General features: G+C 47.5%; 13 protein-coding genes. 2 read left to right on the top strand and 11 right to left on the bottom strand.

What is annotated here, in order from left to right:
• The gene (gene spoVAC / locus ACFQ0N_RS03420; protein WP_379322933.1) at positions 1 to 486 is read right to left on the bottom strand and encodes a stage V sporulation protein AC; all 486 of its coding nucleotides are present in this window, start codon (positions 484 to 486) and stop codon (positions 1 to 3) included.
• Positions 487 to 517: 31 nt separating this feature from the next.
• Positions 518 to 1,378 carry a DUF421 domain-containing protein gene (locus ACFQ0N_RS03415; protein WP_379322932.1) on the bottom strand — a complete coding sequence of 287 codons (861 nt, stop codon included), beginning with the start codon at positions 1,376 to 1,378 and terminating at the stop codon, positions 518 to 520.
• Between the two features lie 218 nt (positions 1,379 to 1,596).
• Here ACFQ0N_RS03415 and ACFQ0N_RS03410 point away from each other — a divergent pair, with 218 nt between their 5' ends.
• Positions 1,597 to 1,803 (top strand): DUF1657 domain-containing protein, encoded by a 207-nt coding sequence (locus ACFQ0N_RS03410; RefSeq protein WP_379322931.1) that lies wholly within the window; start codon positions 1,597 to 1,599, stop codon positions 1,801 to 1,803.
• A gap of 96 nt (positions 1,804 to 1,899) precedes the next feature.
• Here ACFQ0N_RS03410 and ACFQ0N_RS03405 read toward each other — a convergent pair whose 3' ends face one another.
• The 6 genes from ACFQ0N_RS03405 to ACFQ0N_RS03380 form a co-directional block, all read right to left on the bottom strand.
• Positions 1,900 to 3,318, bottom strand: a complete 1,419-nt coding sequence (locus tag ACFQ0N_RS03405; protein ID WP_379322930.1) for a sensor histidine kinase — start codon at positions 3,316 to 3,318, stop codon at positions 1,900 to 1,902.
• 3 nt (positions 3,319 to 3,321) lie between these two features.
• A complete protein-coding gene (locus ACFQ0N_RS03400; protein ID WP_379322929.1) occupies positions 3,322 to 4,029 on the bottom strand; it encodes a response regulator transcription factor in 708 nt (235 codons plus the stop codon).
• A gap of 112 nt (positions 4,030 to 4,141) precedes the next feature.
• Complete coding sequence (locus ACFQ0N_RS03395) at positions 4,142 to 6,331, bottom strand: M1 family metallopeptidase (protein WP_379322928.1); 2,190 nt, start codon at positions 6,329 to 6,331, stop codon at positions 4,142 to 4,144.
• A gap of 20 nt (positions 6,332 to 6,351) precedes the next feature.
• Positions 6,352 to 6,717 (bottom strand): YxeA family protein, encoded by a 366-nt coding sequence (locus tag ACFQ0N_RS03390; protein WP_379322927.1) that lies wholly within the window; start codon positions 6,715 to 6,717, stop codon positions 6,352 to 6,354.
• A 21-nt stretch (positions 6,718 to 6,738) separates the two neighbouring features.
• On the bottom strand, positions 6,739 to 8,655 hold the full coding sequence (locus ACFQ0N_RS03385; RefSeq protein ID WP_379322926.1) for an ABC transporter permease: 1,917 nt from the start codon (positions 8,653 to 8,655) through the stop codon (positions 6,739 to 6,741).
• Positions 8,642 to 9,409 (bottom strand): ABC transporter ATP-binding protein, encoded by a 768-nt coding sequence (locus tag ACFQ0N_RS03380; protein ID WP_379322925.1) that lies wholly within the window; start codon positions 9,407 to 9,409, stop codon positions 8,642 to 8,644. The genes ACFQ0N_RS03385 and ACFQ0N_RS03380 overlap by 14 nt, the downstream gene beginning before the upstream one ends.
• A 219-nt stretch (positions 9,410 to 9,628) precedes the next feature.
• Between ACFQ0N_RS03380 and ACFQ0N_RS03375 the strand changes: the two genes are divergently transcribed.
• Positions 9,629 to 10,066 carry a PaaI family thioesterase gene (locus ACFQ0N_RS03375; RefSeq protein ID WP_379322924.1) on the top strand — a complete coding sequence of 146 codons (438 nt, stop codon included), beginning with the start codon at positions 9,629 to 9,631 and terminating at the stop codon, positions 10,064 to 10,066.
• A 59-nt stretch (positions 10,067 to 10,125) separates the two neighbouring features.
• Here the strand turns inward: ACFQ0N_RS03375 and ACFQ0N_RS03370 are convergent, their stop codons facing one another.
• The 3 genes from ACFQ0N_RS03370 to nikB are packed head-to-tail and all read right to left on the bottom strand — an operon-like array spanning position 10,126 to position 13,804.
• Positions 10,126 to 11,085, bottom strand: a complete 960-nt coding sequence (locus tag ACFQ0N_RS03370) for an oligopeptide/dipeptide ABC transporter ATP-binding protein (RefSeq protein ID WP_379322923.1) — start codon at positions 11,083 to 11,085, stop codon at positions 10,126 to 10,128.
• Positions 11,082 to 12,866: a dipeptide/oligopeptide/nickel ABC transporter permease/ATP-binding protein gene (locus ACFQ0N_RS03365; protein WP_379322922.1), complete on the bottom strand. Its 1,785-nt coding sequence runs from the start codon at positions 12,864 to 12,866 to the stop codon at positions 11,082 to 11,084. The genes ACFQ0N_RS03370 and ACFQ0N_RS03365 overlap by 4 nt, the downstream gene beginning before the upstream one ends.
• Positions 12,863 to 13,804 carry a nickel ABC transporter permease gene (nikB, locus tag ACFQ0N_RS03360; RefSeq protein ID WP_379322921.1) on the bottom strand — a complete coding sequence of 314 codons (942 nt, stop codon included), beginning with the start codon at positions 13,802 to 13,804 and terminating at the stop codon, positions 12,863 to 12,865. The genes ACFQ0N_RS03365 and nikB overlap by 4 nt, the downstream gene beginning before the upstream one ends.
• Positions 13,805 to 13,806: the final 2 nt, after the last annotated feature.

The following is a 13,806-nucleotide window of genomic DNA, read 5'->3' as shown; positions in this document are numbered from 1 at the left end:
TTAAGCCCCTCCCTTTACGGCCCCGGGATTAAAAATCCAATGAAGAATGGCGATTATAAATGCCGCAACGACGCCGAACACAATGACCGGACCGGAAATTTTAAACATTTTTCCTCCGACGCCCAAAACCATTCCTTCACTTCGATGCTCCAGCGCCGCAGAAGCCATCGTATTGGCAAATCCCGTAACCGGAACCGCAGTACCAGCTCCTGCCCACTGTGCCATCTTATCGTAAACCCCTGTACAGGTAAGAATGACGGAAATTAAAATTAAGACGGCAACGGTCGGATTGCTCGCTTCTTTTTCATTAAATCCCGCCCAATGAACAAACATTTCCTGTATCCCTTGCCCGATCAGACAAATCGTACCGCCAACTAAAAAGGCCTTTAAACAGTTTTTAAAAACCGGCCTGGCGGGTTCTCTTTTTTTCGCAAGTTTTTGGTATTCCTGCTGAACCGGAGTCATTTTTTTCTTGTTATTGGCCATAGAACTTCAGCTCCCTCCTTCATAAAAGGTCTTAATGATGCAACAGAGGTTTTACATCCGCAAGGATACTCTGTAATTCCTTTACGCACTGCTCATACATTTTTTTTGCCTCTTCGTCCTGGGTTGCCAAGCCAAACAGCTCCAGATCGGCTTCACATTTTTTCAAGGAGGCATACAGCGTTGCTTTGACTTTTGGTGCAGGCACTTTAATTTGATCGTCATACAAATCGACATAAAGCTGTTGATACGAATCGACTTGACCAAGAAATACATTTTCGACGGTTACGCCGATTTTATCAAGCTCACAATTTAACCAATTTCGATTTAAACCGATTGTTGCCAGCGGCTCATCCATAATCTTTCCATCCATAATAACCGTTTGCGGTTCTTGTTCGGGTCCGACTTTAATTCCCAGATGTTTTGGCGTTAATGGCAGGTTTTCCCTAGTAAGCAGCACATTAACATCTCCACTTGGTTCCATGACGGCAAATTCGACATCCGCTACTTTAAAAGCATTTTTTCCGCGAATCTTCTCCAACAATTCGTCAGTTGAGATTCGTTCTTTTTTCAAATTATCCTCTAAAACTTTACCTTCCTTAATCAGCACTGTTCCTCGGCTATCGATGAAATTTCTGGCTTTTTTACTTTTGATTTGCAAAAATTCGATGCCGAAAGATACAGCACCCCAAACACCTAAGGCAACCAAACCCAAATACCATTTATCTTCCATATCTAATGAAGTATAAGCGGCCAGGCTGCCAATCGTAATCCCAGTAATGTACTCAAAGAACGAAAGCTGAGAAATTTGTCTTTTGCCCAGCAATTTCGTTATTAAAAAAAGCGCAACGACTGACAATAATGTTCGCAGTGTAATTTCTAACCAATCCGGCACAACTTGATCCTCCTCCAATCAGCAGATTTTCATTAACACTCAAATTATTTGTCCAAATGGCCAATAACAAACTAATAAGACTTTTCCACTTAAGGAAGTTCGACCAGACATTTTTTCCCTTGTATGTTCTACGGGCAACTGTTAAACAATATTTTAAGTCAACTGCGCAAGTGATAGCCGGTAATACTTCCATTTCACTTGGAAAGGAGGTGATAAAGGTGACAGTAGCATCCCAAGTTAAAACTTGCCTTGCTTCTTTGAAAAGCGCGCAAGCCAGCCTTGAACAATTTGCATTGAATACCCAAAATCAAGAGGCCAAAACAATGTTTACGAGTGCGGCTCAACAGACAGATCAGATCGTACAACAAGTGGAAGGCCGAGTTCAACAATTGGAAAATGAAGAGCCTCAATATAAAGGTTTTTAATTGAAGGATAGCAAGTAACCGTCACTGGTATTTAGGATATTTCTTTGTCCTGGCATTCGATGAGAAAAAAAGCTGCCGCGCAATAGCGCGACAGCTTTAATTTATTTTCATTCTAATCTCAATACATGTCCCTGCATTTAACTTACTATCCACATCAATCTCCCCGCCATGGGCGTGAATAATATCACGCGTAATGGCCATGCCGAGTCCCGAGCCTTTGTGCAGCTCCCCGGTATTGGTGCCGCGGTAATAACGGTCAAATAGGCGATCGAGCTCGTCTGGATGAATGCCTTTGCCATTATCGAGAATCCGGATCGTGATCAGCTTATCATTCAGTTCTATACTGACTTGTATTGCTACAGCTTCATCATTGTGTACGATCGCATTGTAGATCAAATTACTGATCGCTCTGCGAAAAAGTATTTCATCTACGTTAAGTTTAATGACTTCACTACTGCACTGAAAATCAATGGTGCGATTGGCGTAGCGGGAATCATTAAGAGTGTCGATAACCGTATTCCGAATGAGTTTTACAAGATTAACATTTTTTGTGTTGAGCGTCAGCTCTTTATTTTTGAGGCGTGTAGATAAATTCAAGTCTTCAATGACATCCTTCAAGTACAGCGCTTTCCGTTCAATGATTTCGGCATAATCTCTCATTTCTTCGACGGTAAATTGGTAATCCTTATCCTTCATCATTTCTGCGTAGCCTTGGATCGACGCTAGCGGCGTTTTAATATCATGAGAAATGTTGCCGATCCACTCTTCTTTCATTTGATCCAGTTTTTTTCGTTCCAGCTCGCTTGCTTGCAGCTCTGTAGACAATAAATTGACATTATGAAAGACGTCTTTATAGACCCCTTTCGGCTTATAGTGAAAATTGTAATTTTTATTAGCCAACCGCCTAATCCCATCAATTAGTATGTGGAGTGGCTGAGTCAGTCTTTTGCTGAACAGATAACCGATGCATAGTGCAATCAATCCGTCAATAATAATCAAGATAAGGCTTCCGGTTTTGAACGCTTGACTGAGTGTCCGGTAATCAAGTGTAACAACATACCGCCGTAAGTTAGGATCTTTAAAGCCAATCAGATAGCTGTAGCGGTGATTTTGGAGCTCCTTTTCGCCAACAAACACGGTTGAGGTATCAATTTCTAAATATTTGTAGATGTGAATAATATCCAGGGGGGTATATTTGGCTTTTGCCTCTTCTGGAGCTTGGTAGCTATATAACTGGTTTCCACTTTCATCTAAAATTTGGATCCATGCCTGATTGTGCTGCAGCACCTCCTTACCTTGTTCGGTAATTGCGATACCGGAAGCTGCAGGGACAATATACTGTGTAAAGGAGCGGGTGATTGCTTCAGATGAGGCACCCTCCCGGTCGAAAAGGGGGTTTTTGTCAAGCGCTTGCAGGATTAGCAAGCCTGCTGCCACCGTCATATTCATCACTACGACGATGATCACGATCAGCACTACAGATAGCAGGTATCTTCCGGTCAGCCTCCACTTCATCGGCTATTCATCCTTTATAACGAGCTTATAGCCTAAGCCCTTCACTGTGACCAAATACTGCGGCGCGGAAGGATCGGCTTCGATCTTTTCTCTAAGCCGGCGAATGTGAACCATTACCGTATTATCATAGCCAAAAACCTCTTCGCCCCAAACGCGGTCATATAAGCTTTCCTTGCTAATAATCTGATTGGGATGCTTCAGCAAATGGATGAAGAGACCAAGCTCCTTCGGCTTTAGTTCAATAATTTCACCGAGCTTCTTCAGTTCAATCTTTTGTTCGTCATATTCAAAGGGACCGGCTTTAATAACCGGCTTTACCTGTCCGGCTTCCTGGGCAAAATCATCTCTTCTAAAACGCGCTTTTATCCGGTAAGCGACTTCTTTCGGACTAAACGGTTTTGTAATATAATCGTCGCCGCCAATCGCGAAGCCCAATATTTTATCGATTTCGTCGGCTTTGGCGGATAAAAAGAAAATCGGTACGTTGGAAACGCTGCGTATTCTTTTACATACGTCATATCCTTCTCCATCGGGGAGCATAATATCGAGGATGACGATGTCGGGCTTCCTCTTTTGAAATTCAAGCCAGCCCTCCTCTGCCGTGGCAGCCGCATACACATGTTCAAAACCTTCCTTGAGCAGCACGGTCTGCAGCAGCTTCACAATATCGGCTTCATCTTCTACGATCAGGATGGAATGATTAAAGGTCACAGATTTTTGCCTCCTTTGCAGCGAATGGAGAAGCCGCAAGACGCTGTAAGTCCCTTAGCTTCCCCATCCTATACGTTACTATACATGCTGTTCGTTGAAAAGCTGCTCTTTCCTATTCTCCGAAGAGCTCTGCCAGCGGATTGGCCGTTTTCTTCTCTGCGATAACATTGCCTTTCTTGTTTATTTCATAATAGTGATAGAAGTCGGCGCCAAACATCAGCACTTTTTGCATTTGAACCGCTATGAGCTTGGCAGTTCCCTGATCGAGTGCCTTGTCGTTCCAGTAGTAATGCAGCAGCAGCCGCTTCTGATTATATGGATGCTTAATTACATAAGCGCCAAAGGTTGACGGCTTGTTCATTTTTTGTTTCCAGTCGAAGCCGATTAGCTTGGAACGCTGGATGATGCCTGGCTTTAGGGCTTGAATGAGCGCATTTGACTTTGCATTGCCAAGGACAATCAGATTGCTGCCGGCCAGTTCTTTGGTAAGCTGTTTTTTGATCGCTTGCCGTTCAGAAATCACTTTTGGCTGAAGCCCCAAAAATAGCAAGGAATCTTGCAATTGCTGCAGCAGTTGCTTCTGCTGATGCTTTTCTGCGGAGCTTGCCGGCTCGCTGGTCACGATTGTCAGCGGCTCCCCTTGAAGTGCTTTATCGATCACCCGGCTCATCGTCTCTTGCAGCAGGTCAGCAATTTGGGCAAAGGAAGTATGATAGATCGTCTTTAGCTGCTCGCGGAAATAGGCGATTCTCTCCTCGGCCGTCATCTGATATTCAGGTTCCAGCGCAAAATTAGGCTCATATAAGGCAGTTTGCATCTCATTGCGCACTTGCTTGCCCAGCACATCCTCAATGGTTTGCAGCAGTCCTTCAATCGAGGCATTTTGGTGCACATACCGCTTAAAGTAAGCTTGCATAAACGCATCGAACTTCTTCTCCCCTACCATACGGTAAAGCTGATAAATCGCCTGACGCCCTTTGTCATAAAAGACCGGATTGGCCATGTCCCCGACCTCCGTATTGGAGGAAGCGATTGGAATATCAATTGGCGTATCGTCAAATTGTATCATTTTGAAGCCGTTTAGCGGATCGCCTTGTTTTTCGGCAAAATAGCTTGTGGCAAAGTCGGCAAAGCCTTCATCCAGAAATGATTCCAGCTCCGAATTGTTGCCAATTAAGGCGTGGAACCATTGGTGGGCAATTTCATGGATAAATACAGTATTTTGTACCGGATTGGCATCAGGTGAAAGCTTGCCCATTTGAATGACCCGGGAAAATTCCACCGCGATGCCTTCCGCATAGGATTCCGCAATCCGGAATTCAGGATAAGGGTATGGGCCAAATTTTTCATTGAAAAATGTAATGGAGCGGAAGGCTTGATCGATGTATTGCTCAGCAGCTTTTTCCTTCCCTGGCTCATTATCGAAATAATAATATTCTATCGTAAGGCCATCACGCGTTGCCCTGCTCACCTTATAATTCGGGCTGGCAAAAAAGACGAATTCCCGCGTATTGCCGGCAATGGCGGAAATCATTTTGCGTCCCTTCTCCGCAGTTTCCTCCACAGTTACCGTCCCCGGCATTAAAACCTGATAGGAATCCGGCACATTGAATTGCACCTCAAAATCGGAGATCGTATAATAATCGCTTTCGAAGCTCGTACTATAAGGCGTTTTGTCCCATTGATGGGTTTTATCATCATAGACAGACATGACCGGGAACCAATGGGCGCCGTTAATGATATCCTTCATATGCGACAAGCGGCCAGAACCGTAAGGGATTTGCACTTCAAATTCAATTTGCACAGTTACAGCTTCTCCGGGCGTAAGCTCCTGCAGCAGCTGAACAGTCAGCGCTTGGTTTGTGTTGCTGAATGCCAAGGCTGTCTCGCTCGTTTTCACAGTGTGAATGTCAATCCCGCCCAGGAAATCAGCCGGCTTCAATGCCGGATTCTCTTTCATAAGCTGCTCATTCGTCCGCTTGAAGAAGCCGGACTTCGTTGATTGCGAACGGTTGGCATCGGCAAAGGTATGAAAGACCAGCTCTTTCAACGTATCGTTGGAAGTGTTGCGGTAAGTCACGGTCTGGCTGCCTTCAATCTTCATCTTCTTCTCATCCAGCTTGGCTGAAATGAAATATTGGATTGAGGAATGCTGCTCTTGTGCCTTGACTTGATCAACGGACTTATCGGTCTGCTGGTCGACAGCTGCTGCATATGCGGATGAACTGCCTGTATACATGATAGGACCAGCTGCGAGTGTGAAGGCAAGTGAAAGGGAAATTGCTTTTTTGGAAATATGCATTGATTAATCTCCTTATCCTGTTATTGTTGTAAAGCCGCCAGCTTCTGCTTTGCCTGTGCTGGCAGTTCCTGCTTGGTTACTTCTTTGTAAGAGCGTACAATATCATCCCTGACATAGACAGCTAAATAAGCATTTTGGCGCAGCTCTTTTGCAGCTGTAAACTTCACGTTTTTTTCATTGCCATCTTTATTAAAACCTGGCAGCGTATATTCGTAAGAAATATATTTCTTTCCATTATCGGTTTTTTCCTCCTTTCGCTCCCCCTCCTGCAGCTGCACATAATATTGCTCAGCGCCCAAGCGATTGAGATTGACATTTTGCATAAAGATGACTAGACCGGCGATAATAGCTGCAAGGATCACACCAAATATAAAAACCTTTTTCATTGTTATCCTCCTATGATTAACCTATTTAGTATTCGTGACAATCTTGTAATAAGCGCTAACGGTCAATACGTAATAGACCAGATAAATGCAGGTATAAGCGCCCATACAAATGAAAACGGGAACGACCAGATTCGTCTGGATCAGCCTGGACAAAGCGATTAACGCTACCGTACAGTGAGCCAGCCCCGCTAATAGCGGAAGTGCAAAGATAAACAGCACTTGCTTTGCAACGGTTGCCCGGATTTCCCGGCGATTAACGCCAATTTTATATAAGATGTGATAACGGGCTTTGTCCGCATTTGCTTCGGTTAATTGTTTAAAATAGATGATGCTGCCTGTTGCTGCAAGGAATACGAGGCCCAGAAACCCTCCCATAAAAATCATCAATCCAGACGCTTCCATCCCCTGGGCGTAATCGTCATAAAAGCTGGTAAATCCGGCTTCTTCCGGCAATAGCTTTTTTATCTCCTCAGTGAGTTGCTTGGCTTTCGTCTGCCGGGTAATCGCATATGCCTGGGCAATTTTCGTGTGAGCATGCGGCTTCAGCTTGGCGAACATGTCATCGCTAACGACAATCGTAGTGAATACGGATCGCTGATTCAGGACGTTGTATTGTTTTAGGGCTGAGAATTTGAGCTTGCCGAGCGCTTCATTTCCGGCAATTGATATTTCAGTGCCAACATACTCCGGCGAAAGCCCTTTGACATACATCGGCTCAAGTGCGGCAGCCTCGCCTGCTTGCAAACTTAATCGATCGTTGTGCCCTTGAAGCTCTGCCATCCGGTTGAAGTCTTGATTGGAGAGAATGGTATAGGTTTGTTCCTCCGAGCCCGCAGTAATGGTATCCACCTCAAGCAGCGTCAGCGCTTCACCATATTCGAGTTTATGTTCCGGCGATTGCTGGATCATGCTATGAATCTGATCGGCTGTCTTATTGTCCGGACTAATGAACATCATACTATTCGGATTGAGCTGCGAAACCGAACTGTAGTTATTATAGTAGAAGCTATACGCAGTACCGACTGCCGTAAGTGTAGTGGCACTAAGAACGGCGATAATCGTCAATGTCCGGGCATTGCCTTTCATCCGGTATAGCAGCTGGGAAGTTCCGATGATGTTCATACCCCTCCAGTAGCTTCTTTTATTTCTTCTCGATAGTTTTAACAGCGTCACGGTGAGGGTGTTGAACAGCAAATAGGTGCCCAAAATAACTGCAGCCAGAATAACGAGCGGTGTCGTCATGAATCCTAGTGCCGCCCATACTTGCGAATGCAGCAGATTTTGCAGGGCAAGCCAGTAACCAAAGCCGATCAAAATGAGGGATAGCAAGGCGATAGACAAGGAAGACCTCGGTTCCTTCTCGTGCTGCTGATCAGCATGAAACAGCTCGATTAGTTTAAAACGGTAGATCAGCCGGTAGCCTTGAATGGACGTAATGAGCGTAATGATGATAAAAACAATAAAGGTATTGACGATAGCGGCCGTCGAAGCGGTAAAGCTGACGATAGCCTCCTCATAGCCCATCACCCGCATCAAAATCATCACAAAGAAGCGGCTTAACAGCGAACCAAGTAAGATCCCCACAATTAAGGCGAGTGTGCCCATCAAAAAATTTTCATAAAATAGCATGCGGCCGATCTGCTTTTTGCGCACACCGAGCAGCGAATATAACGCTACTTCCTTTTTGCGTTTGCGGATAAAGAAGGCATTTGAATACCAGATGAAAATCGCTGCAAAAATAATGAGGACGACAGCCGCGGCACTGAACACGGAATTAATTTTAGCGGAACCTTCTCCTGCTGCTTGGATCGTTTGATCGTATTTCAAGGACACAAATGTGAAATAGATGACGATACTAAAAATCATCGATATAAAGTATAAAAAATATTGGGTAAAGTTTTTTCTGATGTTTTTCCCGGCGATGCTAAACAACGTCATGATGCCCACCTCCGAAGAGCGACAGAACCTCCAAGATTTGTTGAAAAAATTGTTTGCGGGTGCTGTACCGCTGATGCAGCTCCTTGAACAGCCGGCCGTCGTTAATAAAGATGACCCGCTTGCAGTAGCTGGCAGCATAGGCATCATGAGTCACCATCAAAATAGTGGATGCCTGGGAAACATTCAGTTTACTTAGACTTTCCAGCAGGCTTGCGGCCGATTTGGAGTCAAGCGCGCCGGTCGGTTCGTCAGCGAGTATAAGACTGGGACTGGCGATCATCGCTCTCGAAGCTGCGGCACGCTGCTTCTGTCCGCCGGAAATCTGGTACGGATATTTATCGACAATTTGCGCGATGCCGAACAATTCGGCTATTTGATTGACCCGTTCTTCTATTTCAGCCGGCGCTGTTTTGGACAAGGCAAGCGGCAGCAATATATTTTCCTTGACCGTTAAAGTATCGAGCAAATTATAGTCCTGAAAAATAAAGCCCAGCTTTTTGCGGCGAAAGTCGGACAACGTCTCTTCATTCATCGTTACAATATTTTGCCCGTCAATCGTAATATCGCCGGAGGTGGGTGTATCGATTGTCGAAAAAATGTTCAGCAGCGTAGATTTTCCTGCTCCGGAAGGCCCCATAATGCCAACGAACTCTCCTTCCTTAATTTCCAGGCTGATTTCCTGTAAAGCGGTATATACATTTCCTTTTGTTCCAAATGTTTTGGTCACGTTCTTGGCTTCCAGAATCGTTTTCATGGAGAAACTCCTTCTTTTGATAGGGATAATGATTGCATATTTAATCATAAAGGCCGCACCTTAAAGCAATGTAATCCGAACCTTACATAAACCTTAAACGTCCTAGGTGAATTCATGACAGTTGTCATTAGCGGAGAGAATCCGGCAAATGATATACTGACAGTGATGGGTTTACGGTGACATTTGATCATTAGTTTTCATTTGGGAGGCTTATTTGGAATGAGTGAGTTTTACGAGCGTTATTGCGAGGCAGTCAAAAATCGGACGCAATTATCGCCTGCCGAGCGGTTTCTCGGGTTTTTCCCGGTCGCTGTAGAGCCGGGTTTTATTGCGTTTGAGCTCAATGTGACGGAGCAGCATGCGAATCCGCAAGGCACGTTGATGGGAGGCATTACTAGCGCCCTTGCGGATATGGCTACTGGGGTTGCTTTCTCAACGACGCTTGAGGCGGATGAGACCTTTACAACGATTGAGCTCAAAATAAACTACTTAAAACCGGTCTGGTCAGGCGTAATTCGCGCGGAAGGCCGTGTCATCAAGCGCGGGCGCACAATTGGCCTGGTGGAATGCAGCATATATGATGAGAGCCGTTCGCTGGTGGCTCATGCGACAAGCACATGTATGGCTTTGCGCGGGGATAAAGCGGAGGGTAGATAGAAATGAGACAGCGGCAGCCTGCGGGCGGGAAATAAAGCCGCAGACTGCCGCTATTTAAATCAAATCATCTTGTCAGTGTAGTGACATGCCACAAGCTGGCCTTCGCCCATGGCCAGAAGCGGAGGTTTCTCGATTCGGCAAATCGGCTCCGCTAGCGGACAGCGGTGATAAAATTTGCAGCCCCGGGACAAGCCGCCCTCTTCCTTCGGCGTATACTGAGACAGCCCATTCCACGACTGGCGCCGGCGAGGATCCGGGACAGGCATTGAAGCGAGCAATAACTGGGTGTATGGATGATTGGGGCGGCGCCCGAGCGTATGAACCGGGAATATTTCCATCATTTGCCCCAAATACATGACCGCCACACGGTCGCATAATGCCGCTACTGCAGCCAGATTATGCGAAATAAACAAGTAAGACAGCCCGAATATCTCTTTCAGTCTTTTCATCAATGCTATAATTTCCGCTTGCAAGGATGCATCCAGACTGGAAACCGGCTCATCGCACAGCACCAGCTCAGGCCGGCAAATTAGCGCCCGCGCTACACATATCCGCTGGCATTGGCCGCCGCTTAGCTCGTGTGGATAGCGCGAAAGGTAATGCGGAGCTAATTTCACGGTCTCCAGCATCTCCGCGATGCGGGCGAGCCTCGCTTCCCGGCCAAACGATTCGAAATTGCGCAAAGGCTCTTCGAGTATTTCCCTGACGGTCTTGCGGGGATTTAAAGCCGCTGCCGGATCTTGAAAAATGATCTGGATGTTGCGGCGGACGCTTTTCTCCATATCGCGAGTCAAGGAGGAAATATCTTTTCCTTTATAATAAATGCTGCCGGCATCCGCTGTTTCCAGCCTGGCGATAATTTTGGCCAGCGTACTTTTTCCACTGCCGCTTTCGCCGATGACGGCGAGCGACTCGCCTTTCGCCATTATGAGTGATATGCCGTCAAGTGCGGCGACTGGCTCTGTTTGCGGGCGGCGGGCAAACGTCTTGCTCAAGCCGTTCAAGGTCAGAAAGCTCATAGCTTTTTTCCTCCATTGATTGCTGAAATCCGCAGCGCAGTTTGCAGCAAAGCTTGCGTGTAGGGATGAGCAGGCTGCTCGAAAATGCGCTGCACATCGCCATATTCGACTATGACGCCATCCTTCATGACAGCGACCTCATCCGCCATTTGCGCCACAACGCCAATATCATGCGTGATGAGTAAAATTCCGGTATTTTGTTCGTCCCTTAATCGTCTTAGCTCCGTTAATATTTGCGCCTGGACCGTTACGTCCAGAGCCGTCGTCGGCTCGTCTGCGATCAGCACTTTAGGCTGCAGACAGATGGCCATGGCAATCATCACGCGCTGTTTCATGCCCCCGCTCAGCTCGAACGGGTGACGGTCCATGATTTTGTCCGGCGCTTGTAGTCCCGCTTGGCGTAGGCTGGCGCTTGCCCGCTTTTTTGCTTCGGCTTCAGTCATGCTGCTATGGCTTAAAATGGCTTCTACGAGTTGAACGCCTATTTTGAGCAGCGGATTTAGTGCCGCTCCAGGATTTTGAAAGATCATGGCAATATCGCTGCCGCGGATGGTGCGGAGCTGCTTTTCGCTCCATGTACGCAAATTGGCATTTTCCAGCCACACCTCCCCTGCCACAACGTACCCGGGAGATTCAAGCAGGCCAAGCACAGATAACGCTGTGATGCTTTTGCCGGATCCGCTCTCGCCGATCAAGCACAAAATTTTGCCGGCATGCACCTGAAAGCTGATCCCCTTAACAATTGGGGTGATTTGGCTGTCTCGCTGAAATACGGCCGTCAGCTTCTCCACACGAAGCAGCGCAGGCTCTGGCGTCAAGCTTGAATTCGGATCATGATGGCCTGATTGCCCTCCCCCACCGGTTAGATCGCCGCTGGTTTGTAAGAGGCTGCTCCCCTTCTGCTGCTGCCTCTTCTTTAATTCTGAATCCTGCGAATCCAGCGCATCGCGCAATCCTTCGCCAAGCAAATTAAATGCGAGTGTCACCAGCATGATGGCCAGGCCGGGGTACAGCAGCAGTCCCGGGGCGATCTGCATGTAATTTCGGCCGTCCACAAGCATGGCGCCCCACTCCGGTTCGGGCGGCTGTACACCCAAGCCGAGAAAGGACAGTCCCGACATGGCCAGAACGATTCTGCCCATATCCAGTGTTCCCATGACAAATATGGTCGAATATAGATTAGGAAAAATATGACGGACTACGATCCCGATAGACCGTGTGCCGGCTGACCGGCTTGCGGCGATAAATTCTTTTTCCTTAAGTGAAAGGACAATCCCGCGGATAACCTTCACATACCTGGTCCACCAGACGAGCGACAGTGCGACCATCGTGTTGACAAGGCCCGGGCCGAGCAAGCCTGCAATCACCATCGCGAAAAGCATGCTCGGGAACGACAAGAACACCTCAGTCACACCCATGATGGCCACGTCAGTTCTGCCCCCGGCATAGCCCGCTGCAGCTCCGGCAATGACTCCGACAACGACAACGATAAGTAGCGTTATAAAAGGGATGTACAGCGAAGTCAAAATACCGTGCAGCATTCTCGTGAAAATGTCCCGGCCCAAGTGATCGGTACCGAGCGGATAAGCATAGCTGGGAGGCTGCAATTTGTCCGCCAAATTGATTGCCGCCGCATCATACGGAGCGAGGACGGGTGCCAGCGCGCCCGCTGCCGAGATCAGGACAATTATAAGCAAACCGCTCATCGCCAGCCGGTTTCGGCGCAATTTCGCGAGGGCGAGCCTTAAGTGACTTTGCTGTGGAACGGGAACTGTTCTCAAGATTTATCCGCTCCTTTAAACCGAATCCTTGGATCAATAAGCGCGTACACCGCGTCTGTAAGTATGTTGACGAGCAGCATCAGGAGCGAAAGCAGAAAGATGTAGGACTGGATAACAGGATAATCCCTTGCCGATATCGAGTCCATCATATATTTGCCCAGCCCAGGCCATGAAAAAATGACCTCTACAGTGACCGAGCCTCCCCAAAACTGGCCGAAGCTCGTCCCGGCGATCGCTACAAGCGGGATCAAGGAGGAGCGAAAGGCGTGCCTGCCGTACAGCCACTTGCGCTTGATCCCTTTTGCCCGCGCCGCTTTCATAAAAGGCTGTTCGAGCACCTCCAGCACATTCGAGCGGAACAACCTGGCATATTGGGCCATGATGCCCAGGCTTAACGTGAACGACGGCAAAATGAGATGGGCAATGCCACCCCGCCCCATGAGCGGAAACCATTGCAGCCGCACGGATAAAAAATAAAGCAGAATAAGCCCCAGCCAGAAAGAAGGCAGCGATAAACCGGCAATCGACACCATTCGGACAAGCTGATCGAACAAAGTCTGTTTGTAAAGGGCAGACAAAAAGCCGGCCAAGATCACAACAGCCATCGTCAGCGCAAATGAAAATCCGAGCAGCTCCAGCGTGGCCGGCAGCCGCGAGAGAAGTTCGCCGGTTACGGGCAGCCCGCTTCTGAAGGAGGTGCCAAAATCAAGCTGCAGCGCATGGAGCAGCCATGTCAAGTATTGCATGACCAAGGGGCGATCGAGACCGAGCCGGCTGCGGTAATCGGCGATTTGCTCTGCCGTCGGTTCGATGCCGCGCCCGCGCAGCAGCAGCTCTGCAGGCTCGCCGGGAACGAGCTGCAGCAGGAGAAAGCAGATAAGCGATATGCCAAGCAGCGTCGGAAACGCCCATAAAATCCTTTTTATAAAATGGTTCATTT

Source organism: Paenibacillus sp. GCM10027626, assembly GCF_042676285.1.
Taxonomy (GTDB): domain Bacteria; phylum Bacillota; class Bacilli; order Paenibacillales; family Paenibacillaceae; genus Paenibacillus_Z.
The sequence above is the reverse complement of the archived record's forward strand: the minus strand, read 5'-3'. Positions and strand labels throughout refer to the sequence as shown.